The sequence below is a fragment of the Ochrobactrum sp. BTU1 genome, from assembly GCA_018798825.1.
Classification (GTDB): domain Bacteria; phylum Pseudomonadota; class Alphaproteobacteria; order Rhizobiales; family Rhizobiaceae; genus Brucella.
This window is the reverse complement of record CP076354.1, coordinates 900893-925974: the sequence shown is the minus strand read 5'-3', so window position 1 is coordinate 925974 and position 25082 is coordinate 900893. Positions and strand designations below refer to the sequence as shown.

Here is a 25082-nt window from a genome sequence, read left to right as displayed (position 1 = left end):
TCTAAACTAAATTTCAAGCCCGGCTTTAAATTTGCTGGTAAAATTCAAGAATAATTTACGAGGTTAGGCCCGATTAGGCGTTTAACTGGCCTTTGAGCGCTCGTGACGGGCAACGATTTTGCGCAAAACTTCAAGAAACTGATCAACAGATTCTATTGGAGCGTTTGGTTCGAGCGAAACACGGATCGCGCCCGGCCCTTCCTCAAGGCCCATTGCAGCCAGCACATGACTTGGTCCGACCTTTCCCGAAGAACAGGCTGATCCTGCCGACAGAGCTATTCCGCCAAGGTCGAATGCGATTTGAACGGTTTCAGCCTTTTGTCCATCCAGCGAGAAGAAGGTCGTGTTCGGGAGACGATCAACGGATTTACCGTGGATCGTGGCACTTGGTGCAATCTCCATGAGGCCGGTTTCAAGCCGGTCACGCGCTTCGAAAGACCAGCCATTGCCGTTCAGTCGAGTGGCTGCAACATCCGCGGCCGCACCAAAGCCCGCAATCAACGGAAGCGCTTCTGTGCCTGCGCGATGTCCCTTTTCCTGACCGCCGCCCCGGACCAGCGCCTTCGGCATCATGAGATCGGAGATTGCGATCACCGCACCAACACCCTTCGGACCACCGATCTTATGTGAAGAGATTATGAGATAATCGCCACAACCCGCTGTAATATCGATCTTAATACGTCCAGCGGCTTGTACCGCATCAACAACGAAGATACCGCCCGCTGTTTTGACGAGTGCTGCGATCTCGCGAATGGGCTGGATTACTCCGGTTTCATTATTCGCGGCCTGAACGGCTACGAGCGGCAAGCCCGCGCTCTTGTCGTGCGCTTTCAGCGCTTGTTCCAGTGCATCCAGACGAAGGACACCATTTTCATCGACCGGAAGAACCGTGATGTTGTCTGGAGCAAATTGTCCGCCCGCCAACATACAGGGGTGCTCGGTTGCGCTTACATAAAGATGCGACAGACGCACCGGCGAACGCCCCATCATATAGATCGGCGTCAACAAGGTGGATGCGGCTTCGGTGGCGCCAGATGTGAAAAAGACATGCTCAGGCTTGGCATTCACGAGTGCCGCCACACTACGGCGAGCCGATTCGACCAGCGCGCGGGCAGCCCTGCCCTCACGATGCACGGATGAAGGGTTGCCGGTTATGCCTAATGCCTCGATGACTGCATTGCGCGCTTCATCAAGCAAAGGCGCACTGGCATTATAGTCCAGATAGAGCCTCTTGCCGGTTCCGATCACCGATACTATCTCCTAAGCGACACCATAAAGTGGCCAGAAGCGCAATTTTCTTGAATTTTCAATCAGGAAAAGCCTATTAAGCCACATTAGGTACTGAACTACGGTCCAGTCTAACGAAATTTCAAATCGGTTCTAGAAGCGGCGCACCCCCACGTCAAGTTCGCCACCCTGAAGCCGATCTTCCGATCACCAGCGGAGTACACATGCCAGAAGTCATTTTCAACGGCCCTGCCGGACGCCTTGAAGGCCGCTATCAGCCTTCACGGGAAAAGAATGCGCCTATAGCCCTTATCCTGCATCCGCACCCGCAGTTCGGTGGAACGATGAACAACAAGATCGTCTATGATCTGTTCTATATGTTCCAGCAGCGCGGTTTTACGACGCTTCGCTTCAACTTCCGTGGCATTGGTCGCAGTCAGGGCGAATTCGACCACGGCGCGGGTGAATTGTCGGATGCGGCAAGTGCGCTCGACTGGGTGCAGGCTCTGCATCCGGATTCGAAGAATTGCTGGGTCGCCGGTTATTCGTTTGGTTCGTGGATCGGTATGCAGCTTCTCATGCGCCGTCCGGAAATCGAAGGCTTTATCTCGGTCGCGCCGCAGCCAAACACCTACGACTTTGCGTTCCTTGCGCCTTGCCCATCTTCGGGCCTGATCATTCATGGCGATCAGGATAAGGTTGCACCGCCAAAGGATGTTCAGGGGCTCGTTGATAAGCTCAAGACGCAGAAGGGTATCACCATTACCCAGAATACCATTCCGGGTGCGAACCACTTCTTCACCGGCATGGGCGATCAGCTGATCGACGAATGCTCGGAATATCTGGAGCGCCGTCTTGCTGGCGAACTGGTTGAAGTCCGCCAGAAGCGTCTGCGCTAAAAGCCTTAAAAGGCTGATCCTACTGAAGCCCGGTGATTGTTCTCACCGGGCTTTTATTTTGGCGGAAGTGAAAGAACACCGCCGGAAACAGGCTTATCGCAGCCCGTTGTCGTCGGATAGGTGAGCGGCAGCCCACGCATTGAGCGCACAGCGAGATAGGCCCAGGCTTCCGCTTCCATGGCATCGCCATCAAAACCCGCATTATCAGCATCCAAAACGCGTGCGCCTTCACGCTCTGCAAGCGCACTCAGTTCAGCCATGATCGCTGCATTCTTACGTCCGCCGCCACTGACGACATAGGTTCGAGGCTTCGACGGCAGATGCGAAGCCGACCGCAGAATGGCGGCCGCACTGACATAAGCAAGCGTGCGTGCGCCTGTTGCCAAGTTCGCTTCATCTTTCGCAGGAACGACAAAATCACCCCGATCCAAAGAACGACGATGATTCCCTTTGAAAAACTCGTGATCGAGATATTTCAAAGCCAAGGTCTCATCCACAGTGCCGCTCATCGCCGTGATGCCGCCTGAATCAAAGCTTCCCTGTTCATGCAGCTCCATCCACTGATCGATCAGCATATTGCCCGGCCCACTGTCATAGGCCATCAGCGCACCGCCCTCACCAACATAGGTCAGGTTGGATATGCCACCGATATTGACGAAGACCACCGGCCCATCGAGGCCAAACGGAAGATTGGCCGCTAAAGCTGCGTGATAGGCCGGAATCAGAGGGGCACCCTCGCCGCCGTGTCGCATATCTTCGGCACGCATATCATAGACGACGGGAATGCCCGTCTCTTCAGCCAGCAGCTGTCCATCGCCTATCTGAACAGTCAGCGCCTCACGTGGACGATGCAGCACGGTTTGACCATGGAAACCGATCACATCGATCTCATCAGGCCTTAACGAATGCGCGTATAGGAAATCCTGAATCGCTATCGCATGAAGAAGGGTCTGGTCGTGTTCAAGCTGTTTAAGGACTCCGGGGCGTTCACTGCGTTTGTTGATACTGCGCGCATCAACCAGCGCTGCCTTCAAGCGCCCACGAAACCCCTCCGAATAAGACACAGCACTGGATGGTCCACGCTCGACCCAATTTTCACCATCGGTGGTCAGAAGCGCAATATCGATACCATCCATCGAAGTACCGCTCATCAGTCCTATTGCGCGTTTCAAATCGGCCATACCGGACTTTCCTTGTTATTCCCGCTTGAATGATGCTAAAGGCAAAATATCATAAGGCGGTAAGCACTTGATTACTGTTGTTTCCATTCTCGCCTAATCAGTCAGGAAAAGGGCATGTCCGGTTTTAAATCCGATTTTCTTCGCACACTTTCCGAGCGCGGCTTTATTCATCAGATTTCCGATGAAAGCGGCCTCGACGAATTGTTGGCCAAGGAAACCGTGACGGCCTATATTGGCTTCGATCCTACAGCGCCGAGTCTCCACGTTGGCAGTCTGATCCAGATCATGATGCTGCACTGGTTCCAGCAGACCGGCCACAAGGCCATAGCCCTTATGGGCGGCGGTACAGGCATGGTTGGCGATCCATCCTTCAAGGATGAAGCACGCAAGCTGATGACCGAAGACACGATTGCCGAGAACATTGCCGGCATCAAACGCGTTTTCGCAAATTACCTGACCTTCGGTGACGGTCCAAACGACGCCATGATGGTCAACAATGCCGACTGGCTGCGCAACATCAACTACCTCGAATTCCTGCGCGATGTCGGCCGTCATTTCTCGGTCAACCGCATGTTGTCGTTTGATTCGGTAAAGACACGTCTTGATCGTGAGCAGTCGCTGTCGTTCCTCGAATTCAACTACATGATCCTTCAGGCCTACGACTTCGTAGAACTGAACAAGCGTCATGGCGTTCGCCTGCAGATGGGCGGTTCGGATCAATGGGGCAATATCATCAACGGTATCGATCTCGGTCACCGTATGGGTACGCCACAGCTTTACGCCCTCACCTCGCCTTTGCTCACCACGGCTTCCGGCCAGAAGATGGGTAAGTCGCTGGGTGGTGCAATCTGGCTTAACGCCGATATGCTCAGCGCCTACGATTTCTGGCAATACTGGCGCAATACGGAAGATGCGGACGTAGAACGCTTCCTGAAGCTCTACACGACGCTGCCTATGGATGAGATTGCAAAGCTTGCAGCACTGGGTGGTTCGGAAATCAACGAAGCAAAGAAGATCCTTGCAACCGAGATTACCGCAATCCTGCATGGCCGTACCGCTGCCGAAGAAGCTGCGGAAACCGCGCGCAAGACCTTTGAAGACGGTGAACTGTCGGAAAATCTGCCAACGGTTGGCGTCCACAAAGCAACGCTAAATGACGGTATTGGTGTGTTGGCGCTGATGGTTCTTGCAGAACTCTGTGCAACCAACGGCGAAGCACGTCGTCACATCGAAGGTGGCGCAGTTCGTATCAATGACGAGCCTGTTACCGATCCGCGCCTGACGATCAACGCTTCCGCTCTCAACGATCAGGGCGTTATCAAGGTATCGCTCGGCAAGAAGCGTCACGTTCTAATCCGCCCAGCGTAAGGGCTTATCGCATAACGAAAAAAGCCGGGCTAAGCCCGGCTTTTATTTGCTCTGATTTGATCTCTCTTAGAGCATTTCCTGTTTTGATTGAGTCATTGGAAATGCTCTATACATTTGTCTTTACGCGCATCTTGTTCCGAAAACCGCTTAGCACTTTTCGGGATGCGCTCTAGAACTCGAAGATCGAGCGGAAAATGCCCGGCGCGATAATCGAGATCGGATTGACCATTACCTGTGGCTGCTTGGCGCTGCCTTCAAGCTTGAAGGTAATGCCGAGAAGTCCACGATCACGGCCATTGCCAAGTAGAGCGCCGAAGATTGGAACCTCACCAAAAATACGGTTCACGCCATAAGCGGGCATGAATGTGCCGGTGATCGACATATTGCCACGTTGATCATAAAGCGTGCCTTGGAAGGTCGTCCCTACAGATGGGCCGCGTACCACGCCCTTGGAAAGCTTGAGATAACCCTCACCCTTTTCGATCAGAGAGAACCCACGTTCAACATCAACCCGTGAGACGTCGATATCCCGCTTAACTGCCTGATTGAGGCTGGTGCCACCGCTTGAAGGAGAGCTGGAAACGATCTTGGCCAATCGCGGCTCATTGATAATCGCGAAATTACGCGCATCAATCTGCCCACTCAATGGTCCATTCCCCTGACCGGCAAGACCAACGGTAATTTTCCCGCCGCGCATTTTGTCATAAAAATCGAAAAAGCGCAGAACTGCACCGGCATCATTGGATTGCAGCGAGACCGAACGGGCATCACCCTGATCGTTGTTTGTCGCAACGAAAGCTGCACCAGATGAGGTAACGGCATTCACGGAAACGCCGGAAATCTTGTTGCCTGCATTCTCATAAGAAACAGCCACGTTGCGGAGTTTTTCATCGTTGAACCCGCTCACTTCATCAACCTGAGCGCTGACGACAATGCGTGGGCTTTTCCCCCCCGAACTTTCGCTCTTCTTCTGGATATCAGATATCTGTTTGATGATTGAACGAGCATCGAACTGGGAGCCTCGAACGGTCACACGATAGCCGCCGGAGCTTTTGGTGGCTTTTACACTCATTCGGTCCGAACGCGTCAATCGAATTTCGCTGAAGTCAGCCGACTGGAAATCGCCGCCCAATATCGAAAGATTGCCCTTCGCGCCGAATGCATCGCCCGTCAGAACCAAATTGCGGATATCAAGCTTGCCGTCAGTGCCGCTGGCTTTTACCAGATCGAATGTCGCCTTAGCCGGAACGCCGCTACCTTTGCGCCAACCAAGCCAGGGCAAGCTTATTTGTGTCTTGTCCAAATCCGCAGAAACGCGTCTTTGGCCGTTATTCTCCATACCGAGGTCAACGGATATCGGGCCAGAGAAGAGATCTTTTAATCCGGGCAAAAGCTTGTCCCGGGAGCTATCATCGAGCTCAAGCTTGATTTTCTGCTCGCGCTTGACGGGGCCAGAACGATCCACCGGCTCGGTCATCGATATCTTGGCAGGGACGCCATCAAGCTTTGCATCTGCTGTTATGAGCGCAGCAGATTGATCAACTTTGATGCTGCCCGTCGCATCGCTCACATTGGAGCCGCCAACGGGCTTGGCAATCGCAAGGTCGGTGAATCCTATATCGGCATTCCATGTCAATGTACCGGGAGGAGCACCCTTGGAAACAGCAAACCCGACTTTCACCTTTGCCTTGACATCGCCGGTCACATCTTCTGGCACAAACGGCACGCTTTTCAGCACATCAATCGGCTTTTTGCCTGCAATCTCAGCAATTGCCGCTGCATCCCCAGATACCAACAGATCAAGATCAGCAATAACGGGGCGCTGCGGCCCCCATGGGATAATCAGCGTGCCGTCCGAAACGGATGCCTTCCGATTATCCGGTGTGTAGGCCACACCCTTTTCCAGCTTAATCGTCGTATGCGCACCGCGCACCGAGATGTTCCCCGTAACATCGCGAACGGGCGGCAATTCACCGATCACATCAAAGCGCGTATCCGACACATTGAAGTCTGCTTTGATCTCTTCGCCGGTCAATGGAGGCGGTAAGCCGGGACCGTTAAAACGCCCACCCGCCAGAGAAATATCAATGCGGCTGTCTTTCAGAATGCCGCCGTAGAGGTTTTTCAGTACCCATTCGCGCGCGCCGTCAGCGACATCAATCGGCCAAAGATGTTTTGCGTCCGCTACAGGCATTTCGGGAATACGCAGCATGAAAATCATCTCGGGCGAACCATTGCCGAAGGCCATGCTGCCCTGCCCGTAAAGTTCTCCTGTTTCAGTCTTAACATCCAGATTGGAGAACTGCAGTCGTTGCTGATTGGCAAGAAACCGACCCGCAATTTTAACACCAAACGGCAATTCAGGATCGCTCGATTCGGCTGGCATACTGGTGGCTGAACTTGTCACGACTTCAAAACGATAGCTCGGACCACCCGCATTGTTTTCAGAATCAGGGTCTGGTCCAAACGCTCCGTTAAACGCCGCGTTCATTCCGCCAAGCTGGATTCGGGACGGCTTGATTTCAAGTTTGCCACTCCCAACAGAATGCTCAATGCGGAGAGCCGCTTTACCGAGCACATCATTAACGCGACCAATTTCCATCTCGATGCCATCAACGGCGAGATCGGCGGTTACGCGTTCTGGATTCTCACCATTCGCTGCCTTGCCTGACAGGGCGAGGCTCGCCTTACCCTGCAAATCGAAATGAGCTGGATTAACCCGATTTCCATCAATTATTGGCGCCACTTCTTCGGGCGAACCAAGGTCAATCGGCAGGTTGCTGACCTTGATCTGGAAAGCGTCAAGATCATTTTCCTGCCCTTTGCGATCAATATTCCCATCAATTGCTATGGTTTTATTTTGCCAGACAACACTGCCTTCGATTGAAATCTTGCCATTGTTTTCGACCAGTCGAAGCTTCTTAACTTCAACACTTTGCTGCGTGCCGCCTGTCTTAAATCGGATTGTTGTATTCAGAAGGCCAATTGCCTGAGTATTCTGATCCCTCAGCAATTCGAGATTGCGGCGCATTGTCGAGAACAGCTCGTTTGAAACCGCATCAAAATCTATATAGCCGTTGTTGTCGTAAGGCAGAGACTTCCAGAAACCTGCGCCCTTCTGCTCCGGTAGGTCAAAACTCGCACCGTCGATTTCAAGCTCTGCAACGCGGACTTTGCCCGTCAACAGCGGCAGTGGGGCCAGTCCCAATCTTACCGATCTGATATCTTTGATCTCCAGCCCCTGCTTTGGCTCAGAAATCGACACGCCCCGCGCTTCAAGTGCAACCAGACTGTTTTGGTCAAGCGACAAACCTGCACTCGCAATGGAAGCCGATGCTTCTTCACCGAGAATTCCGCTAAGGCTCTTTTGCGCTTCGTCGCGCAAGAGATCGCTGTTTACGCCGCCACGTAAAATGACAAATCCTGCGCCGCCGATGAGGACGAGCACGATGCACAAAGAAAGAAAAGCGTGAGAACACCAGGTGACAAACGAGCGCCGAGGCCGCGTTAGTCCAAGCGCAGCACAATCCTCGCCTTCAGCTGCGAGGCGTTCGATTCTTTTCATCTCCCGCTTTGTAAAGCGGATCTGGCGCGGTTTATCTGTCAATATTCCAGCCGAACAACATATTTCCGCAAATGGAAGACCTCACGAGGCAGTTTATAAGAGCTTAGTAACTTTCTGTTTTTATTTCACTTCCTCATCGCATCCGAAACATTCTTGATCGAATCCGGTGAATTATCAACACCCGTCAAAGGTCTCTGCAAGCTGCACTTGAATGGTTGCATGAGCTTACCCTGAATGCGATAGATTTGAGTGTAACAGGCAGTTTCCCCGTTTATCCATAAAAGAAAGGCCTAGATATGGCTCGTCCCCAAGTTGGAGATCTGGCACCGGATTTTTCATTGCCATCCGATAATGGTGCAATCTCGTTGTCTTCACTTAAAGGCGGACCAGTCGTCGTTTATTTCTATCCGAAAGACGATACATCCGGCTGCACCAAAGAGGCGATTGCGTTTTCGCAGCTAAAGCCTGAATTCGACAAGATCGGCGCTCGCATCATTGGTCTGTCGCCCGACAGCGCGGAAAAACATGCCAAGTTTCGCAAAAAACATGACCTGACGGTCGAGCTTGCAGCAGATGAAGACCGAGCCGCTTTGGAAGCCTACGGTGTTTGGGTAGAAAAGAGCATGTATGGCCGTAAATACATGGGCGTTGAACGCGCCACTTTTCTTATTGATGCAGATGGCCGCGTCGCCCACGTCTGGGAAAAAGTAAAAGTCGCAGGTCACGCTGAAGCCGTTCTTAAGGCAGCGCGCGCACTCTGAAAAGCAAAGGTTTGAACCGTCTCTGCGCGGGGAATGCCATCAGAGCAATTTCCGCGAGTGACCTCAAGCCACCGTTCAATGAACTGGCGCACGCATTTATCGCAACTTGTCACCTGTTTCGATCTGACCACAAAAGCTTCGGATAAGCTTTGTTAACCATGATAGAATTTCGTTGATTCGAAAGCATGGAAAGCAAAGCAATCGGCATGTTCGGAATTCGATCTAAAGTTCTTGGATTTAGCGCTGTTACGGTCGCTCTTTGCTTAGGCGTTGGTATCTATCTCAATACTGAAGGTGGCAGTTCGGATAAGCCGCAGAACAGCAAGCTCGCGTCGCTGTTAAAAGGTTCTTCGGCAATGCAGCCTTTGCCAGAAATGCCATCTGAGCCCATGCCGAATATTTCTGCGCAGCAAGAGCTACTTATTCCCGATAATGCGCCAAATCTTCAGGGTATTGATCCCATTATCACTGGTCCGCGGGCCTATAAGCCAAGAGCTGAGATCAAGCGCACGGCGTCAAAAGATTCGTGACGCTTAGTAAGGGCCGCAAATTTCTCCGGCATAATCTGACATGCATATGCAAAAAACCCGGCACAAGGCCGGGTTTTCTATTTAGCGTCATCGGGAACCGATCAATCAATATCTTCGATTGCTTCGCCACCGCCCTGAATGCGATGTGCGAGGGCTGCTTCCATGAACGGTGTGACCGCGCCATCAAGCACTTCTTGCGGGTTTGTGCTTTCAACGCCCGTACGAAGGTCTTTAACAAGCTGATACGGCTGAAGCACGTAAGAGCGGATCTGATGCCCCCAACCGATATCGGTTTTGGTGGCGTTGGCCGCGTCAGTTGCTTCTTCGCGCTTCTTGAGTTCTTCCTCGTAAAGACGCGCACGCAACATCGACCAAGCCTTTTCGCGGTTCTTGTGCTGCGAACGTTCGGCCTGACACTGCACCACGATACCCGACGCAATGTGCGTAATACGCACGGCTGAGTCAGTCGTATTGACGTGCTGACCACCGGCACCCGATGCGCGGTAGGTATCGATACGGACATCCGCTTCCGTTACCTGCACATCGATGTTGTCATCGATGACCGGATAAACCCAGATACTCGCAAACGAAGTGTGACGACGGGCATTCGAATCGTAAGGCGAAATACGAACCAGACGGTGCACGCCGGATTCCGTCTTCGCCATACCGTATGAATTATGGCCCTTGATCAGGATCGTTGCAGACTTGATGCCTGCTTCTTCGCCGTAATGCACTTCCATCACTTCAACTTTACGCCCGCTGCGTTCGGCCCAGCGTGTGTACATGCGCAGAAGCATCGACGCCCAATCCTGACTTTCCGTGCCGCCTGCGCCAGCATGGACTTCAAGATAGGTGTCGTTGGCATCCGCTTCACCTGAAAGTAGCATGTCGATCTGTCGGCTGTCGACTTCCTTCTTCAGATCGCGAATGGTGTTTTCAGCATCCGCAATAATCGACTTGTCATCTTCTTCTTCGCCCATGGCGATAAGTTCAATGCTGTCGTTAAGCGTCTGCTTCAGGCCGTTAATGCCGTTGATGCTGTCTTCCAGTTGCTGCCGCTCACGCATCAGCTTCTGGGCTTCCTGTGCATCATTCCAAAGGGTCGGATCTTCAGCTCTCTGATTCAGATAGCCCAGACGTTTGATTGCCTGATCCCAGTCAAAGATGCCTCCTCAGCAGGCTTATGGCCTGCTGGATTTCGTCAACCAGCGTCTCGATTTCCGCGCGCATGGGCAAATCGTTCCTTCAATAATTCAGTCGTGGATGGAGAGAACAAAGGCTCGAAGCGAGCCGCTTTGTTCTGAAGCGCATCCCACCAAAGCGATGCGCTCTGCCTCAACGCAGAATGGCTAAAGTTAAAACCATTCAAGCGCCGCGGACCATAATTAGCACGCGGCGCAGTGTAAAGAGGCTGACGTCAGTAAAGTCCGCCTGAACCCGAATTGATAGCGCGGGTTGCCTGTGGCGACTGCGGCTGAACCGGTGACCCTTCGCGGAACTGATCCATACCAATGACCGAATAGGTATCAGACGGTCCGGTCCCAGGCTTGAAGGCTTCCATGATCAGGTTCGGATCGCCCTTATTCGTGCGCATACCGGTTTTACGGTTGATCGCAATCAGCGTCATACCTTCAGGGACACGGAAATCAACCTTCGGCGTTCCAGCCAAAGCCTGGCCCATAAACTCCTTGAAGACCGGAGCAGCGAGACCGCCACCAGTACCGCCGCGACCCAGCGGAGTTGGCGTGTCATAACCCATGAATACACCGACAACCAGGTCAGGCGTGAAGCCGACAAACCAGGCGTCTTTTTCATCGTTGGTCGTACCGGTCTTACCGGCAAGTGGACGATCAAGGCTCTTAAGAAGCTGAGCAGTACCGCGTTGAACGACACCTTCCATCATGGATGTGATCTGGTAAGCGGTCATCGGATCAAGCACCTGATCGCGATTGTCGATCAAAGTTGGCTCTTCCTGATTGGACCATTGCTGGGCATTACAGCCTTCGCACTGGCGTCCATCGTGCTTGAACACCGTCTTGCCGTAGCGATCCTGAATACGGTCAATCATCGAAGGTGTGATGCTCTGTCCGCCATTTGCGATCACAGAATAGGCCGTAACCATCCGCAGAACCGTTGTTTCACCAGCGCCGAGCGACATCGACAGAACCGGCAACATCTTGTCGTAAACACCGAAGCGTTCTGCATATTCTGCAACCGTCTTCATGCCCATGTCCTGCGCGAGGCGCACGGTCATGACGTTACGCGACTGTTCAATACCGTAGCGGAGCGTCGAGGGGCCGGAGAACTTACCGGAGTAGTTTTTCGGAGCCCACACACCGAGTGCGCCACCCTGATTAACTTCCAACGGACCATCCAGCACAACGGAAGCCGGGGTATAACCATTGTCGAGTGCAGCAGCATAGACGAACGGCTTGAACGATGAACCTGGCTGGCGATACGCCTGTGTCGCGCGGTTGAATTCAGATTCACCAAATGAGAACCCGCCAACCATCGACAACACGCGACCGGTATGAGGGTCCATCGCGACAAGCGCGCCCTGTAGCTTCGGCGGCTGTTGCAGACGGAAACGCGAACCGCCGTCACCAACCTTAGAGACATAGATAATATCGCCAGTGTTCAACACACCTTCCGGCGACTTGGCGCTGCTGCGCTTGCCACCGATATTGGTGACGCGCATTGCCCATTTCATGTCATCAGCCGCAATAAAGGCACGCGTGCGCTCTTTGCTGCGGGAACCAGAACCTTCGACTTCAGGCTGAAGCCCAATATCAGCGCCTGCAGCGGATACATTGAGTACAACTGCGAGCTGCCATTCAGGCACATCAGGATATGCCTGCAAATCACCGAAAGCAGAAGCCCAGTCGCTACCAAGCTCGGCGTGCTTTACAGGGCCGCGCCAGCCGCGTGCTTCGTCGTAACGGAGCAGAGCTGCCTGCAGCGCCTTGCGCGCTTCGACCTGCATGGTTGGGTTAAGAGTTGTACGAACCGAAAGACCACCCTCATAAAGGGCATCGACGCCATATTTCTGGATGATCTGGCGGCGCACTTCTTCACTGAAGTATTCCGAAGCAAACAGATAATGGGTAGCAGTACGGGTCTTTACGCCGAGCGGTTCTTTCTTCGCTTCATCCGCTTCCTGCATCGTGATGTAGCCGTTTTCGGCCATACGATCGATAACCCAGTTGCGGCGTTCGATCGCGCGATCGGGGTAGCGGAACGGATGATAGTTGTTTGGACCTTTTGGCAGTGCGGCGAGATACGCGCTATCAGCAATGCTCAACTCACCAACAGACTTGTCGAAATAAGTGAGTGCAGCGCTGGCGATGCCGTAGGAACCGAGACCGAAAAAGATTTCATTGAGATAGAGCTCGAGAATACGATCTTTGGAATAGGCCTGCTCAATGCGCATCGCAAGAATCGCTTCTTTGATCTTGCGGTCATAGGTCTGGTTAGAGCTTAGAAGGAAGTTCTTTGCGACCTGCTGCGTGATGGTCGATGCGCCAACCGGGCGACGGCCAGAACCCATGTTCTTAACATTCGTCAGCACTGCCCGCGCGAGACCACCAAAATCGAGACCATGGTGTTCGTAGAATGTTTTGTCTTCAGCAGAAATGAAAGCAGCTTTGACGCGATTTGGCACGGCCTGAATCGGCAAATACATGCGGCGTTCGCGCGCAAATTCCGACATCAGACTACCGTCAGATGCATGAACACGCGTCATAACAGGAGGCTCGTACTTTGCGAGCACTTCGTAATCAGGCAGTTCTTTTGTGACGCTACCGATATAGACGGCAACGCCGCCAGCAACCAAAAGCGCCAGAACCGTACCAATTCCGAAGAAATATCCGATAAGCCTTACCATAAATCCGGGATCCTGCCTTCAGATCATTCGCATATATTTAGGGGCAATCAAAACGAGCACCCGTCGACCTATGCCGCATTGGCAACAAGCTGGTTTAGTGACCATCAAATGCGTCAAAGGCAAGATCGTTTCTATGTTTTTACCAATTTAACGCATGCAAATGCCGGGCAGCGACAAAAATCCAAGAAACTGTTGCAACCATGCATCTTATCAGCAGGGATGAATATGAGCCCCCCACTAAACATTACATAATTCTAGCCTTTTGACAAAGTGTCCGGGTGTTTTTGGATTTCGAACGCTTTTACCGCCCGGGCAATACGGTCAGCCAATTTGCGACGCCACTCAGGATTACTGATCAGTTTTTCGTCTTCAGCATTGGAGAGATATCCGATTTCGATAAGCACTGATGGCACATCAGGCGCGCGCAGAACCTGAAAACCGGCAAAGCGATGCGGATTATTGATGAGGTTTACCTCACCCTGCAGGGAACTGATGACCTTCTCGGCAAAGCTCAACGAAAATGTATGCGTTTCCCGGCGAGTCAGGTCGAGCAGAATATCGGCAACTTCCGGGAGTTCTTCTGGAACGGCGCCCGCAACGCTATCCGACTTGTTTTCACGTTCAGCCATGGCTCGCGCAACGGAGTCAGAGGCTTTGTCGGAAATTGTATATACCGTCGCCCCGCGTATATCGCCCTGATTGATCGTATCGGCATGGATGGAAATGAAAAGATCAGCCTCGTACTGGCGAGCCAGTCGCACGCGCTCTGAGAGACGCAGGAATGTGTCGTCATCTCGCGTCATCATGACTTTGATATTCTTCTCCTTACCCAGCCGATCGCGCAGCTCCTGACCAAAGGCAAGTGTCAGATCTTTTTCTTTAATACCACTCAGGCTTTCAGCACCGCTATCGATACCACCATGGCCGGGATCTAACATCACGATGAATGGCCGCGCCCCGCCGGATTCGGATGCAACTGCCTTAGCAGCCGTTGCGGACTTACGCTCAGTTGAGCCAGTAACCTCATGCTGCGACTTGAGCCTTTCAGAAAACTCGCGATCAGAGGACGCAATGATATCCGCGACAAGCCGATAACCCGACGTTGTTTCGTTTTGGATCACCTGAACGTTTTCGACGTTGAATGGTCCACGCAAGGTGAGAATAAGACGTGACCGGCTTTTTCCAACCAGGCCATAGCGCACGCGCGATACAATCCCCCTCGCCTCCAGGCTTTTTTCATCAAAGCCGAAACGCGTTTCTGGAAGATCAAAGACCAGGCGATGCGGATTGTCGAGCAGCAGCGTCGAAACTTCCGGCTTACGATCAAACATCACAACGACCCGCATTCGCAGATCGTCCCCCGCCATACGATATGTAAGAGCAGAAAGTGGCGCTTCGTCAGCAGCAACGGCCGAACCGACATGGAAAATAGCGGCAAAAACCATCGCCAGAAGCGCGAGCGTGCTTCGAACTGCCGAAATTTTGTTTGCTGCGTTTTTAAAGCTCAGACAATGCATCCGTAATCGCGATCCAGATATTATCGAATAATCTCAAATCCTGACATTTCAGCCAAGACCTATGATTGCGCGCACTTCATAAATCTACCCGTACAAAATTATAGTTAATGAACACTTTTCAGCTCGCATCTAATGGCTCTAGTGGATTGAATTTGACGCTTGAATCCCCGCTGAATGAGATGCTGTTTCAAACGTCAAATGCGAAAAATCCAGTAGATGCTTAAAGTTACTAGTGATCTTTGCGATTCCGACATTTGCTCGGCGCCTGTATCAGAGGGACGCAAATGTCGAAATCAGACCACTAGCAGGGCATTTTGAGCCCTATAATCATCTTTCGGCAAAATTACGATGAAGGTGTCAACTGATATTCGTACTTGTCATAGTTCAATTGACGCCATAAAAGCTTAGTTAGGTTATGGAGCAGCTGCCAGAATCGTTTGCCGGTTCTCAATTTGAACCGTTACTAAAAGCAGCGAAAACAGTGGCATATACGTTTGTTGCTCCAATAGCCCGCACAGAATTCAACGGAATACGGCTCCCCTGCTGCCTCCGTTTTTTAATCGGCCGACTGCGTACTGATACGCGCTGTCGCCAGTGCTCTGAAAAGAGCAAAGAGGTCGGCCCGGCTTTTTCGGGTCATATATGAGGTCGTTTCGTTCGGAACAGCTATGGGTCAAGCAAGACTGACCATCGCAAGCCTGAAGACCGTGATCGCCATGAGGCCATCGCGCGCAAGGACAGCAGCTTTTATTCCGACGAACCCATTATCATCCGGCAGACGCATCCCAGCCAGGACGACAGCCTTAAGGGTTTCGTCCGGCGCACGCGGCTTGCGTCTTAGCGCCGGCAGGAAAGACAATAATGTCCAACAAAATGCTTATAGATGCCTCCCACCCGGAGGAGACGCGCGTTATCGTAACGCGTGGGAACAAAATTGAAGAATTCGACTTCGAGTCGGAACATAAGAAGCAGCTGAAGGGTAATATCTATCTCGCACGCGTTACCCGCGTCGAACCATCTCTTCAGGCTGCGTTCGTGGAATATGGCGGCAATCGCCATGGCTTCCTCGCATTCTCTGAAATTCATCCGGATTATTACCAGATCCCGGTTGCTGATCGTCTGGCCCTGCTCGAAGCGGAAGCAAAAGCTGCGCGCGCAGAAGATGAAGACGAAGAGCCGAAGGCAAAGAACGACCGTTCGCGCCGTCATCGCCGTCGCGGACGTCGTGATGGCCAGAACGGTGATTCGCATTCAGGCGGTTCGAATAGCGGCTTGCCTGCAGCCGAACCTGTCGGACCGGCTTTTGAAAATTACGTTCCTGGCACTCCTGCCATCGCATTGATGAAGCAAGCTGGACATGTCATTTCCGAAGCAATCGACACCGACAATGGTGACGATGATGACGACAATGATGTTGAGAACGAAGAAGACATCGTTGAATCGGTAGGCTCGGAAGATGCGATGGAAGAACTTCCTTCGCATGGCCGCACCAGCCGTCGTCAGTACAATATTCAGGAAGTCATCAAGCGCCGACAGATCATTCTGGTTCAGGTCGTTAAGGAAGAGCGCGGCAATAAGGGCGCAGCTCTCACCACATATCTGTCGCTTGCTGGCCGTTACTCGGTTCTCATGCCAAACACCGCGCGCGGTGGCGGCATTTCGCGCAAGATCACCAATCCGCAGGATCGCAAGCGCCTGAAGGAAATCGTCAAGGAACTCGAAGTGCCGCAGGGCATGGGCGTGATCCTTCGTACCGCTGGCGCAAACCGCACCAAGGCGGAAGTTAAGCGCGACTACGAATATCTGATGCGCATGTGGGAAAATGTCCGCACGCTGACATTGCAGTCGACAGCGCCTTCCCTCGTCTATGAAGAAGGCAGCCTGATCAAGCGCTCGATCCGCGATCTTTATAACAAAGACATCACCGAGATTCTCGTATCAGGTGAAACCGGTTATCGCGAAGCGAAGGACTTCATGCGTATGCTCATGCCGAGCCACGCCAAGGTCGTTCAGCCTTACCGCGAACAGGTGCCAGTCTTCACGCGCTATGGTCTGGAAGCACAGCTTGATCGTATGCTTCTGCCACAGGTGACGCTGAAATCCGGCGGTTATCTCATCATCAACCAGACCGAAGCTCTGGTTGCAATCGACGTGAACTCCGGGCGTTCGACCCGTGAGCATTCGATTGAAGACACTGCACTGCAGACAAATCTGGAAGCAGCTGAAGAAGTTGCGCGCCAGCTGCGTCTGCGCGACCTTGCAGGTCTTATCGTCGTCGACTTCATCGACATGGAAGAAAAGCGCAACAATCGCGCTGTCGAAAAGAAGATGAAGGACTGCCTGAAAGACGACCGTGCTCGCATTCAGGTCGGCCGTATCTCGCATTTCGGCCTTCTGGAAATGTCGCGTCAGCGTATTCGCGCATCCGTTCTCGAAAGCACGATGCAGGTTTGCCAGCATTGCGGCGGCACCGGTCATATCCGTTCCGACTCGTCCATGGCGCTCCATATCATTCGTGGCATCGAAGATTATCTGCTGCGTCATTCGGGCTACGACATTGTCGTTCGCACGCCTGCAGCGTCTGCTCTCTATGTCCTCAATCACAAGCGCCAGCTGCTTGCTGATCTGGAAGGCCGTTTCGGTGCCAATATCAGCATCGATGCCGATGAAAGCGTCGGACATCAGCATTTTGTCATCGACAAGGGTGCGCCTTCGACACGTCCAGTAACCATCCAGCCTGTACAGCCGATGATTTACGAAGACGATATCGAAGATCCTGAGATTCCACTTGAGGACGACGACGCCGAAGAAGAAATCAAGGCTGAAGCCCCTGCTCGCGAAGAAAGCAGCGAAGAAGGCGATCGCAAGCGCCGTCGTCGCCGTCGCCGTCGTGGTGGTCGTGATCGCGACAATCGCGAACAGACTGAGCAGGTTGAAGCAGGCTCTGACGATTCAGACGAAGACGATGAAGAAGACAACGCATCTTCGAGCAATGCCTCGCAGAGCGATGAAGATCGTCGCAAGAAGCGTCGTCGTGGTCGTCGTGGCGGTCGCAAGAACCGTCGTGAAGACGATATTCAGTTCAACAAAGTACCTGATCCTGAGTTCGTCGGTTACACGCCTGTCATTCCTGCGAAGGTAGAAAAACAGCCTGTTGATGTGGTTGTTGCTGAGGCCGTTGCGGTTGAAACCGTCACTGTTGAAGCGACTGAAGCTGCTCCGGCTGCTGAAACAGTTGCAGACGAAAAGCCTGCGAAGCCAGCGCGCAAGCCACGCGGTCGTAAGACTGCAAAGAGCGAAGAAGCGGCGAATGACGATGTCGTCGTTGCAGAGCCAGCAGAAGAACCTGCGAAGCCTGCTCGCAAGACACGTTCGCGCAAGAAGGCTGTTGATGAAGAAGTTGCAGCTCCTGCTGAAGATGCAGAAGCCGCAAAGCCTAAGCGTCGTACACGCAAGGCTGCTGTAAAGCCGGAAGTTGAGGAAGTTGCGGTGGAGCCAGAGGTAGCCCCTGTTGCAGAAGCGCAGAAGGTTACCGAGCCTGTCGTCACCTCCAGCGATACGGAAGAGCAGAAGCCGAAGCGCGGCGGCTGGTGGCAGAAGAAGGGCTTTTTCTAAGCCCTGCTCACTTCTGATGTAGAATATAAGAAAACCGGCGGAAACGCCGGTTTTCTTTTTGTTTTAGTAATTAAAGCATTTCCAGCAAGAGTGCGAAGCGGCTTTGCGTAAAAACAGAAACATAGAGCGGTTCCACGATTCAATATTAACTGGGACCGCTCTAGAGCGCATCCCGAAAAGTGCGAAGCGGTTTTCGGAACAAGATGCGCGCAAAAACAAATAGATAGAGCATTTCCAATGACTCAATTAAAACAGGAAATGCTCTAGCTATCAGGCGCGCTGTTGTGGAAGCCACTCTTCAAGACGGCGAACCACTTCCTCAATTTCTTCTATGCTGCCTGCATAAGAAAAGCGCATGGTGCGATGCCCGTCGATCGGATCAAAATCCCGTCCCGGAGTAGCCGCAATGTTGGTTTCAGCAATCATGCTTCGGGCAAATTCCATGCTGTCATTGGTGAAGCGCGAAACATCGCAATAGGCATAGAATGCGCCGTCCATTGGCGCGGCGAGGCTTAACCCCATTCGCGGCAAGTGTTCGAGCAGAATTTGGCGGTTCTGCCGATAGCGGTTTTTCACGCGTTCCAGCTCTGCGGTGGCGTGAAACGCTTCAATTGCCGCGCGCTGCGAAAGTTCAGGCGCGGAAATATAAAGGCTCTGGCCGAGGCGTTCGATGGCACGCACATCAGCACTTGGCAGAACCATCCAGCCAATACGCCAGCCGGTCATGCAGTAGTATTTTGAGAATGAATTGATGATGGTGACATCGTCCGAGATCTGCAGTGCCGTCACATCTTCGCTCTCATATGAAAGACGGTGATAGATTTCGTCAGAAATTACGCGGATACCAAGATCGCGCGCAGTTTCAATGATGGCCTTGAGTTCCGGCTTGTCAATCACAGCGCCGGTTGGATTGGCGGGACTTGCAAAAAGTACGCCCTTCAACGGTTTCTCGGCATGAGCGGCAGCCAATGCCTGAGCGGTCAGTGCACCTGATGCGCCGCCTTCATTGGCGATTTCAACCACTTCGAGGCCAAGCGCTGTCAGAATATTGCGATAGGCTGGATAGCCCGGGCGCGTGATTGCAACGCGATCGCCTGGATCGAAATAGACAAGAAACGCCAGATTGAACGCGGCCGATGACCCTGTCGTAATCGCAATGCGTTCCGGCGAGACGGTTACGCCATAGTTGTCAGCATAATGCGCGGCAATTGCTTCGCGCAGCTCTATCAGCCCTAGAGCATCGGTATAACCGATACGGCCATCTTTCAGGGCGCGTTCCGCAGCCAGCCGCACGATTTGCGGTGCCGGGTCTGCCGGTTGCCCGACTGCCATCGAAATGATTGGATGGCCCGCAGCGCGACGACGATTGGCCTCTGCCAGAACATCCATGGCGTGAAACGGTTCGACTGCGCTACGGTTGGAAAGAGTATTCAACTTAGCCTCCAGAAAAGCGGGGAATGCAATGCAACTCACCCGCCCTATAATCGCCGGATTGGTAAAGCAACAGCGCTGTAGTAAAAACAGCGATGAAGATTGATATAAAGCCCTTAAACTAGGCCGGATTTGTAAGATTCGCTTTTGTTTCGTTTGAGCAGGATGAGGAGCACTATGGGGAGCATGACTGCAACTTTCACGACCAAAGCGTTTTCTTTTCAGAATGTGATGCGCCGTTCAGTTGCTGCCTTTGCAGCCCTTGCTGTTGCCGTTACAGGCGTCCTGCCTGCACAGGCGCAATCGCGTGGCGGTGGCGGCGTTCCAATCGTACGCGATGCTGAAATCGAAGCGCTTGTCGCCGATTATGCAGCGCCTATTCTCAAAGTCGCCGGATTAGGCGGACGTGGTGTCCGCGTTATTCTCGTCAATTCCCAGAGCTTCAACGCCTTTGTCGATGGCCGCCGTATTTTCATCAATACAGGCGCCATCATGCAGGCAGAAACACCGAACGAAATCATCGGCGTCATTGCGCATGAAGCGGGTCATATCGCTGGCGGGCATCAGGATCGCTTGCGTGAACAGTTGAGCCGCGCACGCACCATGGCAGTTATTGGTATGCTTCTGGGCGTTGGCGCAGGCGTTGCCGGTGCTGCTTCAGGCAGCGGTGCTGCCGCGGGTGCAGGTGGCGGCATTGCAATGGGCAGTACGGAAATGGCAATGCGTAGCCTGCTCAGCTATCAGCGTACCGAAGAAATGACTGCAGACCGTCTGGCTGTTAATTATCTCAATGCCACCGGCCAGTCGACAAAAGGAATGCTTGATACGTTCCAGCGCTTCGCATCGGCACTTTCGCTGTCCGGCACCCAGATCGATCAGTATCGTATCAGCCATCCGTTGCCACGCGAGCGAATTTCCAACCTTGAAGAACTGGCCAAAAAAAGCCCGAACTATAACAAGACGGATTCCGCAGCGCTGCAACTCCGACATGATATGGCACGCGCCAAGATCGCAGCCTACTCCAACAATATGGGCGCTTTGCAGCGTATGTTCCGCGGTAATCCCGGAGGCCTGCCGGCCCGTTATGGCAGCGCAATCACAACTTATCTGAATGGCTCTGCCCGCGCCGCACTGCCGAAGTTTGAGGCACTCATCAAAGAACAGCCAAAGAATCCATATTTCCAGGAAATGATGGGCGAAGTGCTGATTAAGGCTAACAACCCACAAGGTGCTGCAAAAGCTTTCCAACGTGCAGTTTCTCTTGATACGCGCAAGTCTCCACTGCTGCGCATGAGCTACGGCCGCGCCTTGATGCTTACTGGCACCAAGGCCAATATGCCCAATGCTATCAAGGAGCTGAAAGCAGGTATTGCGGCCGACCCAGAGTTTCCCGGCGGATATGGATATCTAGCGCAAGCCTATGGCCAGTCTGGCGATATGGCCCGCGCTGACCTTGCCACAGCCGACATGAACTACTATTCCGGAAAGCTGCAGCAGGCCCAGATATTTGCCATTCGCGCGCAAAAGCAAATGAAGTCAGGAACTCCCGACTGGCTGCGTGCGCAGGACATCATCAACGCCAAAGCTAAAAAGTAAGCCACTTAAGAGGCCACCCAAGCCGCACTTTAAGTGAGATTTCAGAACGTATGAAAGTGATTGCTATGAAGAACGTCATTCTTGGTTCAATCGGTGGTGCCGTCGTCGGTGCAGCTGCACTTGCACTCGGCTATTATGCCGGCACCGCACATCAGCCAGCGCCCGTAGCCCCTACAGTTGCACCTGTGGAAATGGCTGCTGCGCCGCAATTGGACCAGCAGGCGGTAGAGACAATCGTTCGCAATTATCTGCTGAAGAACCCAGAGATCATGGTTGAGGTGCAGACCGCACTTGAAACCAAGCAGGCGGAAGCTGCTCAGGAGCAGGTCAAGCAGGTTCTGGCATCAAGTCAGGATCAGCTTTTCAATCCGTCACACGATGCTGTCTTCGGCAATCCAAACGGTGATGTCACCGTTTACGAGTTCTTCGATTACAATTGCGGCTACTGCAAGCGCGCGCTTCCAGACATGGAAGCAATCCTGAAGAACGATCCAAACGTCCGTTTCGTTATGAAGGAATTCCCGATCCTCGGACCGGACTCCATGCGCGCCCACATTGTAGCGCAGGCGTTTAAAGCCCTTATGCCGGAGAAATATGCCGAGTATCATGAAGTTCTTCTCGGTGCGCAGGAACGCGCAACAGAAGCTTCGGCTATTGCTGATGCGGTCAAGCTCGGCGCAGATGAAACACAACTTCGCGAGAAGATGAAAGACCCGGCAATCACCAATGCCTTCCAGGAAACCTATCAGCTCGCCCAGAAGCTCAACATCACCGGCACGCCGTCCTACATCATCGGAAACGACCTCGTTCCCGGTGCAATCGGCGCAGAAGGCCTGATTGAAAGAATCGCTGCAGCGCGCTCAGCCAAAAAAAGCTGATCTGATTGAGATCGCGTCTTGTTGATTATTGGCAAGGTACATTCAATAAATCAGAAGTGATAAATGACTATTTTTGCCACAAATAGCGTTCATTCCACAAAGAATAGCGGGAAAAACGCTGTGGTGAAACATTAGCATTAAATTAGAGGGTTTCGACTTGCGTCCAAGCCCTCTATATGAAATGCGAAGTGTAATTGAATTTTCGTAATAGGCCCGTTATCGATCACGGACGAATATGGTGAAAACGGTTTTTGTTCTGAACGGCCCCAATCTCAATCTTCTTGGGAAGCGCGAGCCGGGCATCTACGGTGTGGCAACGCTCGAAGATATCGAAGCGGGCTGCAAGCGCGAGGCTGAACAATTGGGCCTTGCTGTCGATTTTCGCCAGACTAATTACGAAGGTGATCTGGTTAGCTGGATTCAGGAAGCGGGTGATAAAAACGCCTATGTCCTGATCAATCCCGCAGCTTACAGCCACACTTCGGTTGCTATTCACGATGCCATCCGTTCGGCCAAAGTTACGGTCGTGGAAGTGCATCTGTCGAACATTCATGCGCGTGAAGCTTTCCGGCATCACTCCTATGTCTCCGCAGTCGCCAAAGGCGTCATCTGCGGCTTTGGCGCGGAAGGATACCTGCTCGGCCTGCGCGCACTCGCGGCAATTGCCAAAGAAGAAGAAAACAACGGGCAAGCGTAAAGGGGCCTTTATATGTCCAGCAAAAATTCCGTCATCGACAAAGAAACAATTCGCGATCTCGCGAATATTCTGAATGAAACCGACCTGACCGACATCGAAGTCGAACATGGTGAATTGCGCATCCGCGTTTCGCGCAATTTAACGGTTCAGGCTGCTGCTACTGTGATGCAGGCTGCACCTGTCGCAGTTGCAGCACCGGTGGCTGCTGCTGTTGCAGCAGAACCCACCAAGGCAGAACTCAGCAAGAATGCTGTTCCTTCGCCAATGGTCGGTACCGCCTATCTCGCCCCTGCTCCTGGCGCACGCAACTTCATCGAAGTTGGCACACAGGTCAAGGAAGGCCAGACCCTTCTCATCATCGAAGCCATGAAGACCATGAACCAGATTTCTGCGCCTCGCGCCGGTACGGTCAAGGCTATTCTGGTTGAAGATGCAGCGCCTGTTGAATTCGGCGAACCGCTTGTCGTCATTGAATAAGACGACCCATTGGTCAGTAGAATTCAGGCTTATTCAATGAACGGGCAGCAAAGCGCAATGTTTCAAAAGATACTCATAGCCAATCGTGGCGAAATCGCTCTTCGTGTGCTCAGGGCTTGTAAAGAACTGGGCATCAAGACGGTCGCTGTTCATTCCACAGCTGACGCCGATGCGATGCATGTTCGCCTTGCGGACGAAAGCGTGTGCATTGGACCGCCTCCATCACGCGACAGCTATCTGAATATTCATCAAATCGTTGCTGCTTGCGAAATCACCGGCGCGGATGCAATCCATCCGGGCTACGGCTTCCTTTCGGAAAATGCCAAGTTTGCTGAAATTCTTGAAGCACACGGCATTACTTTCATCGGACCGACCTCTTCGCATATTCGCACCATGGGCGACAAGATTGAAGCCAAGCGCACTGCAAAGCGCCTCGGCATTCCAGTCGTTCCGGGTTCGGACGGTGGCGTAACCGATGAAAACGAAGCCAAGCGCATCGCAAAAGAAATCGGCTATCCGGTCATCATCAAGGCATCCGCCGGTGGTGGTGGTCGCGGCATGAAGGTTGCCCGCACTGAAGACGATCTGGCAGTAGCTCTTGCAACTGCGCGTACCGAGGCTGGTGCAGCATTTGGTGATGATGCCGTTTACATCGAGAAATATCTCGAAAAGCCGCGCCACATCGAAGTGCAGGTCATGGGCGATGGTGCAGGTAATGCAATCCATCTGGGTGAACGCGATTGCTCGTTGCAGCGTCGTCACCAGAAGGTCTGGGAAGAAGCCAACTCCCCAGCATTGAATGCCGAAGCACGCGACAAGATCGGCATGATTTGTGCCAATGCTGTTGCTGATATGGGCTATCGCGGTGCAGGCACGATCGAGTTCCTTTATGAAAACGGCGAGTTCTATTTCATCGAAATGAACACCCGTCTTCAGGTGGAGCACCCAGTTACCGAAGCAATCACCGGCATCGACCTCGTTCACGAGCAGATCCGTGTGGCAGCAGGCTTGGGCCTTTCCGTCAAGCAGGAAGATGTACGCTTCCATGGCCATGCCATTGAATGCCGCATCAATGCGGAAGACCCGCGTAACTTCACGCCTTCACCGGGCCTGATCACCCATTACCATACGCCAGGTGGCCTTGGTATCCGTGTGGATTCGGGCGTCTATTCCGGCTACCGCATTCCGCCATATTATGACAGCCTCATCGGCAAGCTGATCGTACATGGCCGCAACCGCGTTGAATGCATGATGCGTCTGCGTCGTGCGCTTGATGAGTTCGTGGTCGATGGCGTCAAGACGACCCTGCCCCTGTTCCAGGATCTGATTTCCAATCAGGACATTGCCAATGGTGATTACGACATCCATTGGCTGGAAAAGTATCTGGCCAAGCAGTCAGAAACTCCAAATACATAAGAACATGGGTGCATAAATAAAGTGACCGCAGGAGCCTCACC

18 protein-coding genes are annotated in these 25082 nt (G+C 52.9%); 10 read left to right on the top strand and 8 right to left on the bottom strand.

The features are described 5' to 3' along the window. Positions 1-81: 81 nt before the first annotated feature. Positions 82-1248 (bottom strand): cysteine desulfurase, encoded by a 1167-nt coding sequence (locus KMS41_04445; protein QWK78493.1) that lies wholly within the window; start codon positions 1246-1248, stop codon positions 82-84. Positions 1249-1451: 203 nt separating this feature from the next. Here KMS41_04445 and KMS41_04440 point away from each other — a divergent pair, with 203 nt between their 5' ends. Then, positions 1452-2126, top strand: a complete 675-nt coding sequence (locus KMS41_04440; GenBank protein QWK78492.1) for an alpha/beta hydrolase — start codon at positions 1452-1454, stop codon at positions 2124-2126. A 53-nt stretch (positions 2127-2179) separates the two neighbouring features. Here KMS41_04440 and KMS41_04435 read toward each other — a convergent pair whose 3' ends face one another. After that, positions 2180-3307, bottom strand: a complete 1128-nt coding sequence (locus tag KMS41_04435; protein ID QWK78491.1) for an anhydro-N-acetylmuramic acid kinase — start codon at positions 3305-3307, stop codon at positions 2180-2182. A 114-nt stretch (positions 3308-3421) separates the two neighbouring features. Here KMS41_04435 and KMS41_04430 point away from each other — a divergent pair, with 114 nt between their 5' ends. Then, positions 3422-4675, top strand: a complete 1254-nt coding sequence (locus KMS41_04430) for a tyrosine--tRNA ligase (protein ID QWK78490.1) — start codon at positions 3422-3424, stop codon at positions 4673-4675. 169 nt (positions 4676-4844) lie between these two features. On the opposite strand, the gene KMS41_04425 is transcribed toward KMS41_04430, so the two are convergent. After that, complete coding sequence (locus tag KMS41_04425; protein ID QWK78489.1) at positions 4845-8240, bottom strand: AsmA family protein; 3396 nt, start codon at positions 8238-8240, stop codon at positions 4845-4847. 296 nt (positions 8241-8536) lie between these two features. On the opposite strand from KMS41_04425, the gene KMS41_04420 reads away from it, so the two are divergent. Both KMS41_04420 and KMS41_04415 read left to right on the top strand, forming a co-directional pair. Further along, complete coding sequence (locus KMS41_04420; GenBank protein ID QWK78488.1) at positions 8537-9001, top strand: peroxiredoxin; 465 nt, start codon at positions 8537-8539, stop codon at positions 8999-9001. 185 nt (positions 9002-9186) lie between these two features. Then, entirely contained in the window at positions 9187-9531 is a 345-nt protein-coding gene (locus KMS41_04415; GenBank protein QWK78487.1) for a hypothetical protein, read from the top strand. Between the two features lie 101 nt (positions 9532-9632). Here the strand turns inward: KMS41_04415 and prfB are convergent. From prfB to KMS41_04395, 4 genes are all read right to left on the bottom strand, one after another. Beyond that, positions 9633-10761, bottom strand: a protein-coding gene (gene prfB, locus KMS41_04410; GenBank protein QWK78486.1) for a peptide chain release factor 2 whose coding sequence is annotated in 2 segments (ribosomal slippage) — positions 9633-10691 and positions 10693-10761 — 1128 coding nt in all. Because the reading frame shifts where the segments join, the coding sequence is not laid out codon by codon here. Between the two features lie 187 nt (positions 10762-10948). Then, entirely contained in the window at positions 10949-13414 is a 2466-nt protein-coding gene (locus KMS41_04405; GenBank protein ID QWK78485.1) for a penicillin-binding protein 1A, read from the bottom strand. Positions 13415-13668: 254 nt separating this feature from the next. Continuing rightward, a complete protein-coding gene (locus tag KMS41_04400; protein QWK78771.1) occupies positions 13669-14859 on the bottom strand; it encodes an N-acetylmuramoyl-L-alanine amidase in 1191 nt (396 codons plus the stop codon). Between the two features lie 745 nt (positions 14860-15604). Next, complete coding sequence (locus KMS41_04395) at positions 15605-15790, bottom strand: hypothetical protein (protein QWK78484.1); 186 nt, start codon at positions 15788-15790, stop codon at positions 15605-15607. A 2-nt stretch (positions 15791-15792) separates the two neighbouring features. Here KMS41_04395 and KMS41_04390 point away from each other — a divergent pair, with 2 nt between their 5' ends. Beyond that, positions 15793-18546 (top strand): ribonuclease E/G, encoded by a 2754-nt coding sequence (locus KMS41_04390; GenBank protein QWK78483.1) that lies wholly within the window; start codon positions 15793-15795, stop codon positions 18544-18546. A gap of 270 nt (positions 18547-18816) precedes the next feature. Here KMS41_04390 and KMS41_04385 read toward each other — a convergent pair whose 3' ends face one another. After that, positions 18817-19980 (bottom strand): aminotransferase class I/II-fold pyridoxal phosphate-dependent enzyme, encoded by a 1164-nt coding sequence (locus KMS41_04385; protein ID QWK78482.1) that lies wholly within the window; start codon positions 19978-19980, stop codon positions 18817-18819. Between the two features lie 174 nt (positions 19981-20154). Between KMS41_04385 and KMS41_04380 the strand changes: the two genes are divergently transcribed. The 5 genes from KMS41_04380 (at position 20155) to accC (ending at position 25041) form a co-directional block, all read left to right on the top strand. Further along, on the top strand, positions 20155-21573 hold the full coding sequence (locus KMS41_04380; GenBank protein ID QWK78481.1) for a M48 family metalloprotease: 1419 nt from the start codon (positions 20155-20157) through the stop codon (positions 21571-21573). 65 nt (positions 21574-21638) lie between these two features. After that, positions 21639-22451, top strand: coding sequence for a DsbA family protein (locus KMS41_04375; GenBank protein QWK78480.1), 813 nt, complete (start codon positions 21639-21641; stop codon positions 22449-22451). A gap of 235 nt (positions 22452-22686) precedes the next feature. After that, positions 22687-23148, top strand: coding sequence for a type II 3-dehydroquinate dehydratase (gene aroQ, locus KMS41_04370; protein ID QWK78479.1), 462 nt, complete (start codon positions 22687-22689; stop codon positions 23146-23148). A gap of 12 nt (positions 23149-23160) precedes the next feature. After that, positions 23161-23625 (top strand): acetyl-CoA carboxylase biotin carboxyl carrier protein, encoded by a 465-nt coding sequence (locus KMS41_04365; GenBank protein ID QWK78478.1) that lies wholly within the window; start codon positions 23161-23163, stop codon positions 23623-23625. Positions 23626-23682: 57 nt separating this feature from the next. Continuing rightward, complete coding sequence (gene accC / locus KMS41_04360) at positions 23683-25041, top strand: acetyl-CoA carboxylase biotin carboxylase subunit (protein ID QWK78477.1); 1359 nt, start codon at positions 23683-23685, stop codon at positions 25039-25041. Positions 25042-25082: the final 41 nt, after the last annotated feature.

Excerpts from the sequence above, each read along its gene's own strand:
- KMS41_04440 (QWK78492.1), top strand. The coding sequence starts at position 1,452 with ATGCCAGAAGTCATTTTCAACGGCCCTGCCGGACGCCTTGAAGGCCGC.
- KMS41_04435 (QWK78491.1), bottom strand. The coding sequence starts at position 3,307 with ATGGCCGATTTGAAACGCGCAATAGGACTGATGAGCGGTACTTCGATG.
- KMS41_04430 (QWK78490.1), top strand. The coding sequence starts at position 3,422 with ATGTCCGGTTTTAAATCCGATTTTCTTCGCACACTTTCCGAGCGCGGC.
- KMS41_04425 (QWK78489.1), bottom strand. The coding sequence starts at position 8,240 with ATGAAAAGAATCGAACGCCTCGCAGCTGAAGGCGAGGATTGTGCTGCG.
- KMS41_04420 (QWK78488.1), top strand. The coding sequence starts at position 8,537 with ATGGCTCGTCCCCAAGTTGGAGATCTGGCACCGGATTTTTCATTGCCA.
- KMS41_04415 (QWK78487.1), top strand. The coding sequence starts at position 9,187 with ATGGAAAGCAAAGCAATCGGCATGTTCGGAATTCGATCTAAAGTTCTT.
- KMS41_04405 (QWK78485.1), bottom strand. The coding sequence starts at position 13,414 with ATGGTAAGGCTTATCGGATATTTCTTCGGAATTGGTACGGTTCTGGCG.
- KMS41_04400 (QWK78771.1), bottom strand. The coding sequence starts at position 14,859 with ATGGTTTTTGCCGCTATTTTCCATGTCGGTTCGGCCGTTGCTGCTGAC.
- KMS41_04390 (QWK78483.1), top strand. The coding sequence starts at position 15,793 with ATGTCCAACAAAATGCTTATAGATGCCTCCCACCCGGAGGAGACGCGC.
- KMS41_04380 (QWK78481.1), top strand. The coding sequence starts at position 20,155 with ATGGGGAGCATGACTGCAACTTTCACGACCAAAGCGTTTTCTTTTCAG.
- KMS41_04375 (QWK78480.1), top strand. The coding sequence starts at position 21,639 with ATGAAGAACGTCATTCTTGGTTCAATCGGTGGTGCCGTCGTCGGTGCA.
- aroQ (QWK78479.1), top strand. The coding sequence starts at position 22,687 with ATGGTGAAAACGGTTTTTGTTCTGAACGGCCCCAATCTCAATCTTCTT.
- KMS41_04365 (QWK78478.1), top strand. The coding sequence starts at position 23,161 with ATGTCCAGCAAAAATTCCGTCATCGACAAAGAAACAATTCGCGATCTC.
- accC (QWK78477.1), top strand. The coding sequence starts at position 23,683 with ATGTTTCAAAAGATACTCATAGCCAATCGTGGCGAAATCGCTCTTCGT.